At 68.3% G+C, this 17,555-nt stretch carries 16 protein-coding genes; 11 read left to right on the forward strand and 5 right to left on the reverse strand.

The window, feature by feature from the left end; all coding sequences use genetic code 11:
- Positions 1-82 precede the first annotated feature (82 nt).
- Entirely contained in the window at positions 83-2,596 is a 2,514-nt protein-coding gene (locus tag ACIBG5_RS02215; RefSeq protein ID WP_396389602.1) for an ATP-binding protein, read from the forward strand.
- Positions 2,597-3,071: 475 nt separating this feature from the next.
- Here the strand turns inward: ACIBG5_RS02215 and ACIBG5_RS02220 are convergent, their stop codons facing one another.
- Entirely contained in the window at positions 3,072-4,802 is a 1,731-nt protein-coding gene (locus ACIBG5_RS02220; RefSeq protein WP_396389603.1) for an alpha/beta hydrolase, read from the reverse strand.
- 46 nt (positions 4,803-4,848) lie between these two features.
- Positions 4,849-5,061: a hypothetical protein gene (locus ACIBG5_RS02225; RefSeq protein WP_396389604.1), complete on the reverse strand. Its 213-nt coding sequence runs from the start codon at positions 5,059-5,061 to the stop codon at positions 4,849-4,851.
- 67 nt (positions 5,062-5,128) lie between these two features.
- On the opposite strand from ACIBG5_RS02225, the gene ACIBG5_RS02230 reads away from it, so the two are divergent.
- Positions 5,129-5,701: a DinB family protein gene (locus ACIBG5_RS02230; RefSeq protein WP_396389605.1), complete on the forward strand. Its 573-nt coding sequence runs from the start codon at positions 5,129-5,131 to the stop codon at positions 5,699-5,701.
- Between the two features lie 26 nt (positions 5,702-5,727).
- On the opposite strand, the gene ACIBG5_RS02235 is transcribed toward ACIBG5_RS02230, so the two are convergent.
- Both ACIBG5_RS02235 and ACIBG5_RS02240 read right to left on the reverse strand, forming a co-directional pair.
- Positions 5,728-6,333 (reverse strand): GNAT family N-acetyltransferase, encoded by a 606-nt coding sequence (locus ACIBG5_RS02235; RefSeq protein ID WP_396389606.1) that lies wholly within the window; start codon positions 6,331-6,333, stop codon positions 5,728-5,730.
- Positions 6,334-6,399: 66 nt separating this feature from the next.
- Positions 6,400-7,590, reverse strand: a complete 1,191-nt coding sequence (locus tag ACIBG5_RS02240) for a DUF418 domain-containing protein (RefSeq protein WP_396389607.1) — start codon at positions 7,588-7,590, stop codon at positions 6,400-6,402.
- Positions 7,591-7,776: 186 nt separating this feature from the next.
- Between ACIBG5_RS02240 and paaA the strand changes: the two genes are divergently transcribed.
- From paaA to ACIBG5_RS02270, 6 genes are read left to right on the forward strand one after another with little or no spacing between them, the layout of a single operon-like run.
- The gene (gene paaA / locus ACIBG5_RS02245) at positions 7,777-8,694 is read left to right on the forward strand and encodes a 1,2-phenylacetyl-CoA epoxidase subunit PaaA (RefSeq protein WP_396389608.1); all 918 of its coding nucleotides are present in this window, start codon (positions 7,777-7,779) and stop codon (positions 8,692-8,694) included.
- Positions 8,691-8,969: a 1,2-phenylacetyl-CoA epoxidase subunit PaaB gene (gene paaB / locus ACIBG5_RS02250; protein WP_131351625.1), complete on the forward strand. Its 279-nt coding sequence runs from the start codon at positions 8,691-8,693 to the stop codon at positions 8,967-8,969. The genes paaA and paaB overlap by 4 nt, the downstream gene beginning before the upstream one ends.
- Positions 8,966-9,706 carry a 1,2-phenylacetyl-CoA epoxidase subunit PaaC gene (gene paaC / locus ACIBG5_RS02255; protein WP_396389610.1) on the forward strand — a complete coding sequence of 247 codons (741 nt, stop codon included), beginning with the start codon at positions 8,966-8,968 and terminating at the stop codon, positions 9,704-9,706. Before paaB ends, paaC begins: the two co-directional genes overlap by 4 nt.
- Positions 9,700-10,179, forward strand: coding sequence for a 1,2-phenylacetyl-CoA epoxidase subunit PaaD (gene paaD / locus ACIBG5_RS02260; RefSeq protein ID WP_396389611.1), 480 nt, complete (start codon positions 9,700-9,702; stop codon positions 10,177-10,179). Before paaC ends, paaD begins: the two co-directional genes overlap by 7 nt.
- The gene (gene paaE, locus ACIBG5_RS02265) at positions 10,180-11,268 is read left to right on the forward strand and encodes a 1,2-phenylacetyl-CoA epoxidase subunit PaaE (protein WP_396389612.1); all 1,089 of its coding nucleotides are present in this window, start codon (positions 10,180-10,182) and stop codon (positions 11,266-11,268) included.
- 25 nt (positions 11,269-11,293) lie between these two features.
- Positions 11,294-11,971 carry an alpha/beta fold hydrolase gene (locus ACIBG5_RS02270; protein WP_396389613.1) on the forward strand — a complete coding sequence of 226 codons (678 nt, stop codon included), beginning with the start codon at positions 11,294-11,296 and terminating at the stop codon, positions 11,969-11,971.
- 418 nt (positions 11,972-12,389) lie between these two features.
- On the opposite strand, the gene argG is transcribed toward ACIBG5_RS02270, so the two are convergent.
- Complete coding sequence (gene argG / locus ACIBG5_RS02275) at positions 12,390-13,823, reverse strand: argininosuccinate synthase (protein WP_396389614.1); 1,434 nt, start codon at positions 13,821-13,823, stop codon at positions 12,390-12,392.
- A gap of 126 nt (positions 13,824-13,949) precedes the next feature.
- Between argG and ACIBG5_RS02280 the strand changes: the two genes are divergently transcribed.
- From ACIBG5_RS02280 to ACIBG5_RS02290, 3 genes are all read left to right on the forward strand, one after another.
- The gene (locus ACIBG5_RS02280; protein ID WP_396389615.1) at positions 13,950-14,741 is read left to right on the forward strand and encodes a metal-dependent hydrolase; all 792 of its coding nucleotides are present in this window, start codon (positions 13,950-13,952) and stop codon (positions 14,739-14,741) included.
- A gap of 199 nt (positions 14,742-14,940) precedes the next feature.
- Positions 14,941-15,855, forward strand: a complete 915-nt coding sequence (gene dapA, locus ACIBG5_RS02285) for a 4-hydroxy-tetrahydrodipicolinate synthase (RefSeq protein WP_396389616.1) — start codon at positions 14,941-14,943, stop codon at positions 15,853-15,855.
- Positions 15,852-17,546 (forward strand): ribonuclease J, encoded by a 1,695-nt coding sequence (locus tag ACIBG5_RS02290; RefSeq protein WP_396389617.1) that lies wholly within the window; start codon positions 15,852-15,854, stop codon positions 17,544-17,546. Before dapA ends, ACIBG5_RS02290 begins: the two co-directional genes overlap by 4 nt.
- The last annotated feature ends 9 nt before the right edge of the window (positions 17,547-17,555 follow it).

Genomic DNA, 17,555 nt, shown 5'->3' on the forward strand with positions numbered 1-17,555 from the left:
AACGCGGTGTGGAACGGGATACTTTCAGGGGAAGTGCGTGGCAACCGCCACGCACAGGTCGGAGACTGGGTGGAGCCGTCCTGTGCCATCAGACGGGTCTCGCCGCGGCTCGGACGACATGCAGAGCGCAGGGTTCGGCGGTTTGCTGCGACGGCATCGGCGAGAGGCCGGGCTGTCCCAGGAGGGACTGGCCGAGCGTGCCGGTCTGAGTGTCGATGCGATCGCGGCCTTGGAGCGGGGACGTCGGCGTGCGCCGCGAGCACATACGTTGCGGCTGCTCGCGGATGCGTTGCGGCTCGAGGATCCGGAGCGCGCGCAACTCACCGCGGCCGCGCGCCGCGACACCGAGTCGCCCCGGCCGCCGATGCGTCAGCCGCCCGCGCCGCCGAACAACCTGATCGGCCGCACCACCGAAATGACCGCAACCAAACGTTTGCTGGATCAGCGCCTCACCCGCCTGCTGACGCTGACCGGTCCCGGCGGAGTCGGCAAGACCCGCATCACCGCCGCCCTGGCGAATGAGCTGACTGACAGCTTCCAGGACGGGGTCTGTTGGGTGCCGCTGGCGACACTGACCGACCCTGCCGCCGTCATTCCGGCGGTCGCCGCGTCTGCCGGACTGCACCCGATGGACGGCAGCCGGCTGGCGGAGGAGATCGCCGAGCAGATCGGCCGGAACCAGATGTTGCTGGTCTTCGACAACTGCTCCCATGTCGTCGCGGCCGTCGGCCAGGTCTGTGCGGTGTTGCTCGAGAACTGCCCGAACCTGTCGATCCTCGCGTCCAGCCGGGAGTTGCTGCGGGTCCCCGGCGAGAGCGTGTACGTCGTGCCGGCGCTGGCACTGCCGCATGACCAGGACCAGATCGAGTCGTCGGCGGCGGTGCGGTTGTTCGTCGAGCGGGCCGTCGCGCGGGGCTACGACCCGGACGGCGAACTCGACCAGGTCGCCCGGGTGGTCCGGCGCCTGGAGGGCATGCCGCTGGCCATCGAACTCGCCGCGGCCCGGACGAACGTGATGACCATCGAGGAACTGGCTGCCGAGTTGGAGACCTCGTTCGGCATCCTCGCCGGTGGTTCACGGACGGCGTCGCCGCGGCAGCAGTCGATGCGCGGCGCGATCGAGTGGAGCCACGATCTGCTCACGCCGACCGAGCGCGAGGTGTTCGCCCGGCTGTCGGTGTTCGTCGGCGGATGGACGTTGCCCGCCGCGGCGACGGTCATGTCGGGCCGGGCCTCGCCGGGTCCGCAGGAGCGCGCCGAGGCACTCGACGTCACCGGACGCCTGGTGGACAAGTCGCTGATCCGCGTGATCCGGCGGCACAACGTCGCGCGGTACTACATGCTCGCTGTGATCCGTGAGTTCGCCGCGGATCGCCTCGCCGCTGACGGCGTGGCAGAGGAAGCCAAGCAGCGGCACGCGCAGTTCTACGTCGCTCTGGCCGAAGAGTCGGAAGGGCAGTTGCGCGGTCCGAACCAGGAGGAGTGGCTCGAACGGCTCGACGCCGAGCTGGGCAATCTGCGTGCCGCCATGGCCTGGTCGCTGGCCACCAGTTCGGTCCGCGAAGCGCTGCGGCTGTCCGGTGCGCTGTGGACGTTCTGCTACCTACGGGGCCACTACGCCGAGGGCAGTCAGTGGCTGGAGCGTGCGCTGACCCTTGCGCACAACGTGCCGACCTCCGAGCTCGACGGACTGGGGCCGTTCTGTGCGAAGGCGAACCTTGGCGCCGGCATGCTCGCGTTCCTGCAGTGTGAGTACGACGCAGCGACGGCCCGGCTGGAGACCGCACTGACGCAGTACAAGGATCTCGACGACACGGCCGGTACGGCGCTGGTGATGCAGCGCCTGGGCGGTGTCGCGCGGGAACGCGGTGACTACGAGGCCGCGGAGGACCTGCACTGCCAGAGTTACGACCTCTACGAGAGTCTCGGCGACCGGTCGGGGATGGCGTGGGCGCACAACTACCTCGGTTTCGTGGCTTGGCTACGCGGTGATCTGGACATCGGCGCCCGGCGGTGCCAGCGGGCACGGGACAGCTTCCGGATGCTGGGTGACGGTGAGGGGCTGGCGTGGTCACTGATCAGCTTGGGGACGATCGCGCAGTACCGCGGCGACCTGACCGGGGCCGAGGACCTGCTGCAGGAGAGTCTGGCGCTGTCGCAGCGGCTCGGATACCGCGAAGGGGTCGCGTGGTCGCTGAACCAGCTCGGCATCATCGAACGGCGCCGCGGTGTCACCGAGCGCGCGGTCCATCTCCTCGACGAGAGTCTGGCCGAGCATCGCGACCTGGGTGATCGGTGGCGGTCGGCCAGTGTGCTCGAGGAACTCGCGTCCGTCGCCCAGCAACGGGGGAGGAGCGAGTACGCCGCCTTCCTCCTCGGTGCCGCGGACGGGGTGCGGGAAGTGATCGGCGCACCGATTCCGGAGATCGAGAAGCCCGACTACTCCTCGACCCGGGCGGCGATCGAGGAGTCGCTGGAGCGGCGGGCCTTCAGGACCGCGTGGTCGGCCGGCCGGGCCGCACCGCTCGCCGCCGTGGCGGACGGCTATCCGCCACCGGGATCGGCCTCCAGCCCGGACCACAGCGGCCGGCTGTGACTCTGATCGGACCCTGATCGGGCTCTGATCCGGCCGGGCAAAACGAACCGATCAGCAGTCCACCAGGTCTGCTGATCGGAAGGTTGCCTCGCGGAGCACCACGACCTGGGGGATCGACGGTACCCCGCGAGGGATCTAGGGGCGCGGGATACGGACCCGGCCGGCTGTGTCTCTGTCTGACCCCCCAGGCAGTCCCCCCACCTCACAGCCGGCCGAAGCCGTGTGGCGAACGTCCGTGCCGTCGAGCCCTCCCGGTCGACGCCCCGTTCCTCCGCGCTGACTCAAGGTTGTCGAAATCACGCTGTGTCGCACAGGGACGGAACCCTGACATCGCCCTGACAAATATGTCATGACAACGAAAGTCCCGGCCGGATTTCGCCGACGGTGACCGGAAACTGCCCGTGGGTAAGGGAAATTCCGCGGAATTCAGCGCATTTCTTTGTCTCATCGGGCAGCACTCAAACGCTCGTCGCGATCAGTGCAGATATCCGGAGACCGCTTTGGTGAATCCCGCGATCCGGCGCAGCGGCGCGTTGTCGCCGTACTCCGGCTGTCCGGCGCCGGTCTCGTCGCCAGGGGTCGGCATCGACGGTGCCGGGATGCCGTGGCCGGCGCAGGTGACGTCCTCGGCCGGCGCCTTGCCGGTGGTGAGGAACGTGTTGACGATCGTGTCGGCGCACGCGTTCACACCGCCGTACACCCCGTGGTCGCCCTCGTGCGTGACGGTGACGAGCCGCGAGCCGGCGTACCGCTGGTGGGCGGAGACCGCGAGCTCGTAGCTGGTCGCCGGGTCGTGGATCGACTGCACCATCAGCGTTGTGGGCAAGCCTTTGCCGGTTGGTTGCGGCATGGTCAGATTCGGGCGGTTCCAGAAGAAGCACGGGTTCTGGTTCATCGTCCAGCCGACCAACGGATAGTGCGGGCCGAGTCGCGCCGCCAGTTGATCGCCGTACTCGCGACCGTGCGGCCAGGGGGTGTCGTTGCACGTGACTGCCGTGAAGGTCGCGTCCTCGGCGTCGTCCTCACCGACGACGCGACCCATCGGTGGCAGGCCGACGGTTCCCCGGGCGGCCCGTCGTACCAGTTCGTGCTGGCGGGTCAAGGAGAGAGCGTCGACCTGATTTTGTGCCGCGCGTGGGCCGCCCTTTGCCTGCGCTCCGGAAAGGTCGCGCAGAAATGCCAGATCGATGGCCAACGAATAGAAATCAATTTTTGTATACATGTCCCCGGAGACGATCTGGTCAAGGGTGTTCTGGTCATAACTGATCTTCACTGTGCCGTCCAGGAACTCCTCGACCGCCGGCTGCTTTTTCAGGTCCCGCCGGAGGTGTTCGTAGGTCCGCAGGACCGCACCGGCCGAGCTGCCCAGGTGCAGCTTGGAGTCGTACTTCGCGGCCCAGGTCGCGAAGTCCTCGCGGAACCGGCGTTCGAAGGCCTGTGGCTGGGCAGCGAACGTGTCCAGCCACGGCCGGGTGAAGTCGGTGTTCGAGTCCAGCACGAACCGGCCGACGTGCTCGGGGTAGTAGGTCTGGTAGTACGCGCCCATCCAGGTCCCACCGGAGTACCCGACGAAGTCGATCTTGTCGAAGCCGAGCAGTTGGCGGATCAGATCGAGGTCCTGCACGGTCTGCGCGGTGTTCACGTACGGCAGCAGGCCGCGCGACTGCCGGTCGCAGTACGACTGGCTGAGCTGCGACGCCGCGGCGACCAGAGCGAGGTTGGCGGGGTCCCGGTCGCGGGCGTCCATCGTGTAGCCGGGCGCGCCCTGGCAGGTGACGTTGGTGCTGTCGCCAGTGCCGCGCGGATCGAAGCCCACGGCGAGGAAGTCCTTCTGCAGCGGCGCCTGACCGGCCAGGTACGGCGCCATGCCGAGGCCGGCGCCACCCGGGCCGCCCGGGTTGCCGAACACGACCCGGCTGGGCTTTCCCTTGGCCGGCGCGACCTTGCTGACCGCGAGCTGGATGTCGTTGCCCGAGTACTGATTCGCCCAGTCGCGTGGCGCGGTGATCTTCGCGCAGTACGTCCGCAGCGACGGCTCGCCGCACTGCTTCCAGGCCGGTCTCTGCTTCAGGTACTTGTTGGCCACGGGATGCGGCCGGTCGACCGCCGTCGTGGCTTCGGTCGAGGCGGTCGCCCCCGATCCGGGGATGACGAGAACGGCGGCAGCGGACATCCCCAGACCGACGGCCAGGGCGAGGTACTTCATGGAAACTCCAGCGAATGGCCTTGCGTAATCGGACCGTCGCAATCTGTCATGCCCGCCGTTCCCGGTCGAGCACCACCCCCGGCACGTCGCGGATCCGCGACGTGCTAAGCCTCGATCCGTGGATCCTGACGCGCTGCGCGGCACTCGGCGGGCACATCGCGGCGTTGGAGGACAAGGCACGGAGAACCCCACTCCGAGCCTCGCCCTCCGCCTTGCGCTGCACTCCGCCGAGCACCTGCTCGCTGCTGCCAGGATCCACGGATCGAGGCTCGGGACTGTCGGTGCGGGCTTCTAGGGTTCTGCCCACGAGAGACGAGGAGACGTCGATGGCCGGTTGTGGTGACCTACTGATCGGACAGCTGGAGTTCTACTGGGACGTCCACCTCTGGCCGCGATTGCAGGGGTTGACCGACGAGGAGTACCTCTGGGAGCCGGTGGACGGGATGTGGTCCGTGCGGCCGGACGACGACGGGCAGATGGTCTACGAGCTGACGAACCCGGTGCCGGATCCACCTCCGATGACCACGATCGCCTGGCGGATGGTGCACATCGGGGTCGGCTGTTTCGCGATCCGCGTGAATGCGTTCTTCGGTGATGGTCCGGACGACGCCGACATGTTCGACCCGCGGCACATCCCGGCCGAGATCCCCGCGACCGCGGCCGACGGACTCGAGTTCCTGCGGCATTGGTACGGGCGCTGGCACGACTCGATTCGCGGTCTCGACAAGGACGCGTTGTGGAGCCCGCTGGGCCCGAAGGGTGCGTACTTCGCCGACGACCCGATGCTCGGCCTGATCACGCACATCAACCGCGAGGTCCTGCACCACGGTGCCGAGATCTGCCTGCTCCGCGACCTGTTCCGCGCCCAGGTGGGGAGCAACCGCCATGCCCGCGTTTGAGGAACGAGTTCTGTCTGGCGTGACGCTCAGTCGGTGGGGCCGGGGTCGGTGTGGAGGCGGATCTGCTTGATGCGGACCGACTCGTCGCCGTACAGGTCCAGCTCGCGGTGGGCGCCGTCGGGGGCCCAGCCGGCCTCGGTGTAGAAGGCGCGCAGGACGTCGTCGGTGGAGTTGACCCAAACCGTGACGCGACCGAAGCCGTCGGCGCGGATGGTGTCGACGACCGCGTTCAGCAGCCGGGAGCCGTGGCCGGTGCGGGTCGCGTCCGGCTGGACGGCGAGTTCGGCGATCAACGCATCGCGCTGTGGGTCCGCGTCCGGGTCGTCCGACGGAGTGATCGCGGCGAAGCCGACGAGCGTCCGGCCGGCCAGCGCGACCATCACCCGGTTGCGCGCCTCGCCCGGAGCGAGCAGCGCGGCCCGCCACTGAGCGGCGAACTGCGCGGGGTTGAGGTCGGCCAGCACGTCGGCCGGCAGCAGACCGGCGTACGACGCACGCCAGGCGGCGACCTGGATCTCGCCGATCTCGTTGGCCTCGGCCGGAAGGGCCAGCCGCACGCTCGTCTCCGCCACCGGGCTCTCACCGGACAGCTCCGACAGGTTGGCGGGTTCCGGTACGCCGAAGTCACTCATATCCACAATCCTCGCAAGACAGTGTTGCCGGCCGGACACCAGGTCCGGCCGGCAACAGGTGAGGGGTCAGTACACGAGCCGCCGCAGCAAGTTCTCCGCCGGCCCACGGTAGGACCGCTTCGTCATCGCGTAGGCGCCGAGCACCGACACGATCCACACCGCGACCGCGCACCCGAAGGCGGTGTACGCCGTGCTGCCGAAGCGGTGACCGAGGTCCAGGGTGAAGGGCGCCAGCAGCACCATCCACGAGACCGACTGGAACAGGTAGCCCGACAGCGACCGCTGACCCAGCGAGGAGATCGCCCGGACCGGCAGCGACAGCGTGGTGATGCGCGAGACCAGCAGACCGAACAGAGCGACGTACCCGGGACCGCCGAACATGCCGCTGACGTGGGAGAGGTTGCTCATGGCGTCGACCGCGGCCTTGTCGACGTGCAGCCAGCCGGCGCCGACCAGAGCGAGCGGCAGGCCGCCGAGGATCGTGAAGCCCATGCAGACGGCGGCGACACGGGTCAGCAGGGTGCGGTGCGCGGCCGGGTTCTCCAGGATCTGCTTCCGGGCGGCCCAGATGCCCAGCCAGACGACGATGATGAATCCGACCACGCTGGCGGTGTGCAGCGGGTACTCGTGCAGCCGGTCGACCAGGCCGGCGCCGTACGACGCCGCGGCCAGCGACGGGTTCGGCTCGTTGGTCAGCGCGTGCGCCGGGCCAGAGCTGTTCAGTCCGGCGATCACGGCCTGGACCGCGGTGGTCAACACATAGAGGGCCTCGAAGACCCAGATGCCGAGGACGATCCGGTGGAACTTGTCGCCGCGGTTGAGCAGGGACAGCGTGCAGATGATCCCGACGATGCCGTACGCGCCGAGGAAGTCGCCGAAGTACAGCAGCGTCGCGTGCATCAGGCCGAAGACGACCAGCCACGTGTTCCGCTTCAGCAGGATCCGCCGGACGGCGCCGGTGGTCGCGCCGGAAGAGCGCTGGCGCCGGGCGAGTTGGACGAGGCCGTAGCCGAACATCACCGCGAACACCGGGTAGGCCCGGGCGTCCACGAAGGTGAGCTTGACGAAGTTCAGCAGCCGCTCGAGGCCGTGCGGCGCGCTTTCCACACCGGGCTGGCCGGCGAAGGCGAAGTTGGCGGCGTTGGCGAGCCCGATCAGCAGCAGCATCGCGCCGCGGATCAGGTCGGGCGCGAGGGCGCGCTCCTTGCCGGAGACCGGTCCGCGGTGATCGACGGCCGGGAGAGTCTGCGTAGTCACGGGGACACCCTTTCGAGAAACTGTGTAGTCCTTGAGCTGTTACTCGAAATCCTCGCCTGCCGCGACGGCCGCACCCAGCGCGTTGTCACCACTTCCCGGGGTGGACCTAGCACCACCGCGTCCGACTTTGTGACACTTAACGTTGATCTGGCGAGAAAGTGTCACATCTCGGCTATGCTGACCGGCATGGACAGCTTCCAGGCGACCATCGACGCCGACGGCCGGATCGAGCCGCGGGACGCGATGCCGGAGGGGTATCGCAAGACCCTGATCCGGCAGATCGCGCAGCATGCGCACTCCGAGATCATCGGCATGCAGCCGGAGGGCAACTGGATCAGTCGCGCGCCGTCGCTGCGCCGCAAGGCGATCCTGATGGCCAAGGTGCAGGACGAGGCCGGCCACGGTCTCTACCTGTACGCCGCCGCCGAGACCCTCGGCGTGGACCGGGCCGACCTGCTCGACCTGCTGCACAGCGGGAAGCAGAAGTACTCCAGCATCTTCAACTACCCGACGCTGACCTGGGCCGACATCGGCGCGATCGGCTGGCTCGTCGACGGTGCCGCGATCGTCAACCAGGTGCCGCTGTGCCGCTGCTCGTACGGGCCGTACGCGCGGGCCATGGTGCGGGTCTGCAAGGAGGAGTCGTTCCACCAGCGGCAGGGGTTCGAGATCCTGCACACGCTGTGCAACGGCACCGATGGGCAGAAGGCGATGGCCCAGGACGCGTTGGACCGCTGGTGGTGGCCGTCGCTGATGATGTTCGGGCCGCCGGACTCCGCGTCGACGCACTCGGAGCAGTCGATGGCGTGGGGGATCAAGCGGCACAGCAACGACGAACTGCGCCAGCGCTTCGTCGACATGACCGTCCCGCAGGCCGACGTACTGGGGATTCGCGTGCCTGACGACGGACTGTCGTACGACGAGGAGTCCGGGCACTACCGCTTCAGCGAGCCGGACTACACCGAGTTGTACGACGTGGTGAAGGGCAACGGTCCGTGCAACGAGCAGCGGCTCGCGCACCGGGTCAAGGCGCACGAGGACGGCGCCTGGGTCCGTGAGGCGGCTGCGGCGTACGCGACCAAGAAGGCGGTGCGGGCGGCATGATCGAGCCACTGTGGGAGGTGTTCGTCAGGTCTCGTCGTGGGCTGTCGCACACACACGTGGGCAGTCTGCACGCTCCTGACGCGACGATGGCGCTGCGGAACGCGCGCGACGTCTACACCCGCCGCCAGGAAGGCGTGTCGATCTGGGTGGTGCGGGCCGCCGACATCACCGCGTCCAGCCCGGACGAGAAGGACGAGTTCTTCGACCCGGCCGGCGACAAGGTCTACCGGCACCCGACCTTCTACCAGGTCCCGGAAGGCGTCGAGCATCTGTGAACGACCTCTTCGTCTACACGCTCCGCCTCGGCGACGACGCGCTGATCTCCGCGCAGCGCACTGCCGAGTGGATCGCGGCCGCGCCGCAGCTCGAGGAAGACGTTGCCCTCGGCAACATCGGGCTGGACCAGCTCGGCCAGGCCCGGTCCCTGCTGCAGTACGCCGGTACGGTCGAGGGTGCCGGACGCTCGGAGGACGATCTCGCGTACCTCCGGGACGAGCGCGACTTCCTCAACCTGCAGATGTGCGAGCTGCCGAACGGCGACTTCGCCTACGCGATGGCGCGGTTGCTGTACTTCGCGACGTACCAGCACCTGCTGTACGACGAGCTTCGGAGCTGTGACGACGAGCAGTTGGCCGGTGTGGCCGGTAAGGCGGTCAAGGAGGTCGCGTACCACGTCGACCACGCGACCCAGTGGGTGCTGCGCCTCGGCGACGGCACCGAGGAGAGCCACCGCCGGATGGAGCAGGCGCTGGACGCACTCTGGCCTTACACCGCCGAGATGTTCGAGTCCGACGAGCTCGTACGTCGTCTCGCGGTCGCAGTGGATCCGGCGACGCTGCAGGACGAGTGGACGCGCCGGGTGATGGCTGTCGTCGACGAATCGACGTGCAGCCGGCCGGACGCGTCGTACCAGCACAGTGGCGGCCGTCAGGGTCGGCACGCGGAGCATCTGGGATATCTGCTCGCGGAACTGCAGCATGTGGCTCGCTCGCACCCGGGGGCGACATGGTGACCGACACCGCGATCCTCGAAGCAGTGGGCGAGGTCGCCGATCCTGAGGTACCGGTGCTGACGATCGCTGACCTCGGTGTGCTGCGGGGTGTGCGGCACGAGGGCGAGGGTGTCGTCGTCACGATCACACCGACGTACTCCGGCTGTCCGGCGATGGATCTGATCCGGCACGAGGTGGAGCTCACGCTTCAGGCGCTGCAGGTGGACGGCCGGGTCGAGACCGTGTTGTCGCCGGCCTGGACTACGGACTGGATGAGTGAGTCGGGCAAGGCGAAGCTCACCGAGTACGGCATCGCCCCACCGACCGGCCGCCGCGCCGTTGGCGGTCCCGTGATGCTGAGTCTGACTGTGCGGTGCCCGTTGTGCGGGTCGCCGGACACGACCGAGTTGAGCCACTTCGGGTCGACCTCGTGCAAGTCGTTGTGGCGGTGCAACTCGTGCCGCGAACCCTTCGATCACTTCAAGGCGATCTAGATGACGACGACTGTGGCGCCGCGCCGACGGGCCGTCTTCCACCCGTTGAAGGTGGCGGCGATCGAGGCGATCACCGACGACTCGGTGGCGATCACGTTCGAGGTGCCGCCGGAGTTGGCGGAGGAGTACGAGTTCAGTGCCGGGCAGCATCTCACCATCCGCCGTGCTGGTGAGGAGGTACGCCGCAGCTACTCGATCTGCTCGCCGGCCGGTTCGGGCGTGTTGCGGATCGGCGTGAAGCGGATCCCCGGGGGCGAGTTCTCGGCGTACGCGGCGAACGGGTTGAAGGTCGGCGACGAGCTCGAGGTGATGACACCGCTCGGCCGGTTCGGTACGACGCTCGATCCGGCGAACGCGAAGCACTACGCCTTCGTGGCCGCGGGCAGTGGAATCACGCCGGTGCTCTCGCTGGTCGCGACGATCTTGTCGGTCGAATCGTCGTCGCGCGTGACTCTGCTTTACGGCAATCGGACCGCAGGATCGGTGATGTTCGCGGACGAACTCGCCGACCTCAAGGATCGGTACGCCGAGCGGTTCCATCTGGTGCACGTGTTGTCGCGCGAGTCGACCGAGGTGGAGCTGTTCAGCGGGCGGATCGACGCGGACAGGCTGGGACGGATGTTCGCGACGATCCTGCCGCTGGAGTCCGTGGACGAGTGGTTCCTCTGCGGTCCGTACGCGATGGTCGTCGGCGCGCAGGAGTTGTTGCTGGGGGAGGGCGTGGCGCGCGAGCACGTCCACGCCGAGCTCTTCCATGTCGGCGATGAGGCTCCGGCGGCTCCGGTCGAGGAGGCTCCGACCGACGAGAACGCGGCTCAGGTAACGGTCATCCTCGACGGCCGTCGATCGACGTTCGCCCTGGCCGAGCACTCGAAGGCAGTCCTCGACGCAACCCTCGCCGTCCGTTCCGACGCCCCCTTCGCCTGCAAAGGCGGCGTCTGCGGCACCTGCCGCGCCAAGGTCCTCGGGGGCTCCGTCCGCATGGACACCAACTGGGCCCTGGAACCCGACGAGATCCGCGCCGGCTACGTCCTGACCTGCCAATCCCACCCCACCACCCCCACCGTCACCCTCGACTACGACGCCTGACCCTCCGCCGGGTTTGGATGACGGCATGCGAGTCGCTCTGTCCGCAGGTGAATTCGAGTACGTCGAGACCGGCGATTCGTCGGCACCACCGATGGTGCTGCTGCATGGCCTGCGGTCCAGTGCGGCGACCTGGGAGCCGGTGACGCCAGGGTTGGCCGAGCGGTGGCGGGTTTTCGCGCTGGATCAGCGCGGGCACGGAGCGAGTGCGCGGACAACGGAGTACTCGTTCGAGGCGATGCGCGACGACGTGCTCGAGTTCGTGGACCGGCTCGGGCTGCACAAGTTCCTGCTGGTCGGTCATTCGATGGGTGGCAGCGTCGCGGCGATCTTCGCCGAGCAGCACTCCGAACGGCTCACAGGGCTGGTCCTGGTCGACAGCCCGCCGCCGGACGGCGAGGGCGACTGGACCGTGCCTCCGCGACCCGACGGCGAGCTCGACTACGACTGGGACTGCTTCGTGGCGATCTTCCGTCAGCTCGCCGACCCGGATCCCGCCTGGTGGGCAGACCTGCCGAGCATCTCCGCCCCGACCCTGGTCATCAGTGGCGGCTCGACCAGCCCCGTCCCGCCACACGTGCTCCCCGAAGTCGCCCGCCGCATCCCCAACGCCACCCTCACCACCATCGAAGGCGCCGGCCACGTCGTCCACCAAACCCGACCCACCGAGTTCCTGAACGCCGTCACCACCCACCACCCCACCTGACCACCCAAATGCAGGGAGCGCGCCGTCTGGTGGGTCAGCCCACGCGCCCGTGGGTCGGCCAGCCGCCTGCGGTGGGTGAACCCGCGCTCTGGTGGGTCAGCCCATGCGCCGGTGGGTTGGCCAGCCGCGTGTGGTGGGTGGACCCGTGCTCTGGTGGGTCAGCCCATGCGCCGGTGGGTTGGCCGGCCGCGTGCGTGGGTGAACCCGCGCTCTGGTGGGTCAGCCCATGCGCCGGTGGGTTGGCCAGCCGCCTGTCGTGGGTGAACCCACGGTGTGGTGGGTCAGCCCATGCGCCGGTGGGTTGGCCGGCCGCGTGCGGTGGGTGAACCCACGGTCTGGTGGGTCAGCCCATCAGACGGCGGTGCAGCGGTCAGGCGGTCTGGTGGGTCAGCCCATCAGACGGCGGTACGGGATCGAGTCAGTCGGTGCCGGATTCCATGGCGGCGCGGTCGAGGAGCTCGTCTTCTTCGGTGGCTTCGCCTCGGGAGGCGATGGCTTCGGCTCCGCCGGTGGGCATGGCGCCGATGAGGTCGGTGGAGGAGGCCAGCGCCGGGTTCGAGCTGCCGAACATGCCGAGGCCGGCGTACTGCTCGAGCTTGGAGCGGGAGTCGGCGATGTCCAGGTTCCGCATCGTCAGCTGGCCGATCCGGTCGACCGGGCCGAAGGCCGAGTCCTCGATCCGCTCCATCGACAGCTTGTCCGGGTGGTAGCTGAGCGCCGGGCCGGTGGTGTCGAGGATCGAGTAGTCCTCGCCCCGCCGGAGCCGCAGCGTGACCTCACCGGTCACCGCCGTACCGACCCACCGCTGCAGGGACTCCCGCAGCATCAGCGACTGCGGGTCAAGCCAGCGGCCTTCGTACATCAGCCGGCCGAGCCGCCGTCCCTCGTTCTGGTAGTTCGCCAGCGTGTCCTCGTTGTGGATCGCGTTGACGAGCCGTTCGTACCCGGCGTGCAGCAGCGCCATCCCGGGAGCCTCGTAGATGCCCCGGCTCTTCGCCTCGATCACCCGGTTCTCGATCTGGTCCGACATCCCCAGACCGTGCCGGCCGCCGATCGCGTTCGCCTCCAGCACCAGGTCGACCGCGGAGCCGAACTCCTTGCCGTTGATGGTCACCGGCCGGCCCTGCTCGAAGCCGATCGAGACCTCCTCAGGCAGGATCTCGACCTCCGGATCCCAGTGCTTCACACCCATGATCGGGTCGACGTTCTCGATCCCGGTGTCGAGGTGCTCCAGCGTCTTCGCCTCGTGGGTGGCGCCCCAGATGTTGGCGTCGGTGGAGTAGGCCTTGTCGGTGCTGTCCCGGTACGGCAGCTGGTGCTTGACCAGCCACTCCGACATCTCCTTGCGCCCGCCCAGCTCATGCACGAACTGCGCGTCCAGCCACGGCTTGTAGATCCGCAGCTGCGGGTTCGCCAGCAGGCCGTAGCGGTAGAACCGCTCGATGTCGTTGCCCTTGAACGTCGACCCGTCGCCCCAGATCTGGACGTCGTCGTCAAGCATCGCCCGGACCAGCAGCGTGCCGGTGACGGCCCGCCCGATCGGGGTGGTGTTGAAGTACGTCCGCCCGGCCGACCGGATGTGGAACGCACCGCAGGCCAGCGCGGCCAGCCCTTCCTCGACCAGCGCCGCCCGGCAGTCGACCAGGCGGGTGATCTCCGCGCCGTACGCCGCAGCTCGGCCGGGGACCGAGGCGATGTCGGGCTCGTCGTACTGACCGAGGTCGGCGGTGTATGTGCAGGGCACCGCTCCCTTGTCGCGCATCCACGCGACCGCGACGGACGTGTCGAGACCTCCCGAGAACGCGATCCCGACCCGCTCACCAACCGGCAATGACGTAAGCACCTTGGACACAGGAAAAGTATGCACCCCTCTGCATGATTATGCAAAACGGCGTCGTGGGCGAGCCTCCCGGGCGGGCGGGATCCGCATTGAAAGGATGGGTCGTTGCCGTAGTGAGGGAGTGGTGAGGCGCACGTGATGGGTCGGTCGCATGCCCTGTCGGGGTGGTGCCTGGGACTGGCGGTCGCACCGCTGGTGGGTCTGACGTCGGTGGCGGAGGTGGTGCCGTTCGCGGCGGCCACGGCCGGCTACGCGCTCGTCCCCGACCTCGATCACCCAGGTGCGAGCGCGTCCCGGCTGCTCGGTCCCGTGACCGGACTGGTGTCCGCGATGATCCGCACGTTCTCGGGTCTGCTCTACAACCTCACCAAGGGACCACGGGACGAGGACAGCACCGGGAAGCACCGCCACGCCACGCACACCCTGGCTGCCGCGATCCTGCTCGGCGTACTCGCGGCAAGCCTCGGCGACCGCGGGAAGTGGGCTGTGCTCGCCATCGCCGCGACCGGACTCCTCCTGGCTGCCCACGTGCTGGGCGACTGGCTGATCATCGCGGTCCTCGCAGCCGTCGGCTGGTCAGTCCTGGGTACGGCGGTCCCCGGTACGTCGACCGCGGACGCCGTACAAGCGGGTCTGACCGGGATCGGCGGGTGGATCGGTGTCGCGGTGTCGCTCGGCATGTTCACGCATTGCCTTGGTGACAGCCTGACCCGCTCCGGTTGCCCGTGGTTGTGGCCGCTGCCGATCCGCGGCGAGACCTGGTACGAGATCCGGCTCCCGCGTCCACTGCGCTTCCGCACCGGCGGCTGGGTCGAGCGCATCCTCATTGCGCCGTTGCTCCTGGCCGGCGGCGTACTGCTGCTCCCTGGCGCGGTCCAAGCAGTGGAGCGACTCTTCGACGCCACCTCGATCTGGCTGGCCGGTCGATGATGAATCCTCGACGGTGCGCAAGCCTGAAACTACCGAGAGTACTCGCAGAAATTTTTCCGGACTTTTTTGGTCGAAGCTGTAACGACTGCTGGGCCCGGCCCGATAGGACGAGTGAGCCTGGTAGCTGCCCGGACCCCCGAGCGGACAGCTATCAGGCCTACTCATTTCCCCGAGGCTTCGGAGCGGTAATCTGAGCCCCATGTCCTCGCCAGATTCTTCTGCCTCGTCGGCGCCGCCCTTCGGCCGCCTGACGACGGCCATGGTCACCCCGTTCCGGCCCGATGGGGCGCTCGATCTCGAGGCCGCGCAGAAGGTGGCCACCTATCTGGTCGACCGCGGCAACGACGCGCTGGTGATCAATGGGACCACCGGCGAGGCGCCGACCACCTCCGACGCGGAGAAGGTCCAGCTCGTCAAGGCGGTGCTCGACGCGGTCGGTGACCGGGCCAAGGTGATCGCCGGGGTCGGCACCAACGACACCGCGCACACGATCGAGTGCGCGAAGCAGGCCGAGGCCGCGGGCGCCGACGGGCTCCTGGTCGTCACGCCGTACTACAACAAGCCTCCGCAGGACGGGCTGCGCGCGCACTTCACCGCGGTCGCCGACGCCACCGGCCTTCCGAACATGGTCTACGACATCCCCGGCCGGGCCGGCGTGGAGGTGAAGACCGAGACGCTGATCGCGCTCGCCGAGCACCCGCGGATCGTTGCGGTGAAGGACGCCAAGGGCGACGTGGCCGGGGCCACCAAGGTGCTGGCGAACACCGATCTGTTCTACTACTGCGGTGCGGACGAGCTGAATCTCGCCTGGCTCGCGATCGGCGCGGTGGGTATCGCCAGCGTCGTCGCGCATGTCGCGAGTGAGCCGTACCGGCAACTGATCGACGCCGTGGTGGCCGGCGACCTCGCCACCGCACGAGAGATCGACCGACGGGTGGTGCCTGCCGTCGAGGCGATCATGACCAGGACCCAGGGCGCCATCATGGTGAAGGCCGCGCTCAAGCTGGCCGGCGTCATCGAGCACGCGACACTCCGGTCGCCGTTGATTGAGGCGACCGCGGAGCAAGTGGACTGGCTCACCACCGACCTCAAGACGGCAGGACTGATTGCATGAGCCATCCCCACCCAGATCTCGACGCGCCCGGACCTCTGACGCCGGGCGCTTTGCGGGTCATCCCGCTCGGCGGCCTCGGCGAGGTCGGCCGGAACATGACGGTCTTCGAGTACGACGGGAAGCTGCTGGTCGTCGACTGCGGCGTACTGTTCCCGGACGAGAACCAGCCCGGCGTGGACCTGATCCTGCCGGACTTCCAGCCGATCCGGGATCGCCTCGACGACATCGTCGCGGTGGTTCTGACCCACGGCCACGAGGACCACATCGGCGGCTTGCCCTACCTGCTGCGTGAGCGGGGTGACATCCCGGTCATCGGTTCACAGCTCACGCTCGCGTTGCTGGAGGGCAAGCTCAAGGAGCACCGGCACCGCAACGTGCCGCAGCAGACCGTGGTCGAAGGCGAGAAGCTCCAGATCGGCCCGTTCGTCTGCGAGTTCATCGCGGTCAACCACTCGATCCCGGACGCGCTCGCGGTGGCGATCCGGACGCCGGCCGGCATGGTCCTGCACACCGGCGACTTCAAGATGGACCAGCTGCCGCTGGACAACCGGATCACCGACCTGCGTGCGTTCGCGCGGCTCGGCGAGGAGGGCGTGGACCTGTTCTGCGTCGACTCCACCAACTCCGAGGTGCCCGGCTTCACCACGCACGAGCGCGACATCGCGCCGGTGCTGGACCGGGTCTTCACCAACGCGAGGAACCAGCGCATCATCGTCGCCTGTTTCGCCTCGCACGTGCACCGCGTCCAGCAGGTGATGGACGCGGCGGTGAAGCACCGCCGCAAGGTCGCGTACGTCGGCCGCTCGATGGTGCGCAACATGGGTGTGGCCCGTGACCTCGGCTTCCTGAACGTGCCCGGTGACACGCTGATCGACATGCGCGAGCTGGACAACTACCCGCCGGAACAGGTCGTGCTGGTCTCGACCGGTTCGCAGGGTGAGCCGATGTCGGCGCTGTCGCGGATCGCGGCCAACGACCACCACGTGGTCCAGATCCAGCCGGGGGACACCGTCGTACTGGCGTCGTCCCTGATCCCGGGCAACGAGAACTCGGTCTACCGCGTGATCAACGGCCTGACCCGGCACGGGGCGAACGTGATCCACAAGGGCAACGCGCTGGTGCACGTGTCCGGTCACGCCAGCGCCGGCGAGCTGCTCTACTGCTACAACATCGTCAAGCCGCGCAACGTGATGCCTGTGCACGGCGAGATCCGGCACCTGCACGCGAACGCCGACCTCGCGATCCAGACCGGCGTACCGCGGGAGAACGTGGTCGTGGTCGAGGACGGCGTCGTGGTCGACCTGATCGACCGCAGGGCCGTCGTGGCCGGCAAGGTCGACTGCGGGTACGTCTTCGTCGACGGCTCGACCGTCGGCGACGTCACCGAGACCTCGTTGAAGGACCGCCGGATCCTCGGCGACGAGGGTTTCATCTCGGTGATCGCCGTGATGGACTCGGTCACCGGCAAACTGACTGCCGGGCCGGAGATCCAGGCGCGCGGGTTCGTCGAGGACGACAGTGTCTTCGACGACCTGAAGCCGCGGATCGAGGCGGAGATCGAGAAGGCGATCGGCGGCGGTGTGGACGACATGTACCAGCTGCAGCAGGTGATCCGGCGGGTGGTGGGCAAGTGGGTCAGTGACACCCACCGCCGCCGCCCGATGATCATCCCGGTCGTCGTCGAGAGCTGAGCAGACAGG

Origin of the sequence: Kribbella sp. NPDC050241, from assembly GCF_044459685.1 — a bacterium.
GTDB lineage: Bacteria > Actinomycetota > Actinomycetes > Propionibacteriales > Kribbellaceae > Kribbella.

What these genes read in the sequence shown, in the direction of transcription:
- ACIBG5_RS02230 (WP_396389605.1), top strand. Translation starts at nt 5,129, where the DNA reads ATGGCCGGTTGTGGTGACCTACTGATCGGACAGCTGGAGTTCTACTGG.
- ACIBG5_RS02220 (WP_396389603.1), bottom strand. Translation starts at nt 4,802, where the DNA reads ATGAAGTACCTCGCCCTGGCCGTCGGTCTGGGGATGTCCGCTGCCGCC.
- ACIBG5_RS02270 (WP_396389613.1), top strand. Translation starts at nt 11,294, where the DNA reads ATGCGAGTCGCTCTGTCCGCAGGTGAATTCGAGTACGTCGAGACCGGC.
- paaB (WP_131351625.1), top strand. Translation starts at nt 8,691, where the DNA reads ATGATCGAGCCACTGTGGGAGGTGTTCGTCAGGTCTCGTCGTGGGCTG.
- dapA (WP_396389616.1), top strand. Translation starts at nt 14,941, where the DNA reads ATGTCCTCGCCAGATTCTTCTGCCTCGTCGGCGCCGCCCTTCGGCCGC.
- paaD (WP_396389611.1), top strand. Translation starts at nt 9,700, where the DNA reads ATGGTGACCGACACCGCGATCCTCGAAGCAGTGGGCGAGGTCGCCGAT.
- ACIBG5_RS02290 (WP_396389617.1), top strand. Translation starts at nt 15,852, where the DNA reads ATGAGCCATCCCCACCCAGATCTCGACGCGCCCGGACCTCTGACGCCG.
- paaA (WP_396389608.1), top strand. Translation starts at nt 7,777, where the DNA reads ATGGACAGCTTCCAGGCGACCATCGACGCCGACGGCCGGATCGAGCCG.
- ACIBG5_RS02280 (WP_396389615.1), top strand. Translation starts at nt 13,950, where the DNA reads ATGGGTCGGTCGCATGCCCTGTCGGGGTGGTGCCTGGGACTGGCGGTC.
- paaE (WP_396389612.1), top strand. Translation starts at nt 10,180, where the DNA reads ATGACGACGACTGTGGCGCCGCGCCGACGGGCCGTCTTCCACCCGTTG.
- ACIBG5_RS02235 (WP_396389606.1), bottom strand. Translation starts at nt 6,333, where the DNA reads ATGAGTGACTTCGGCGTACCGGAACCCGCCAACCTGTCGGAGCTGTCC.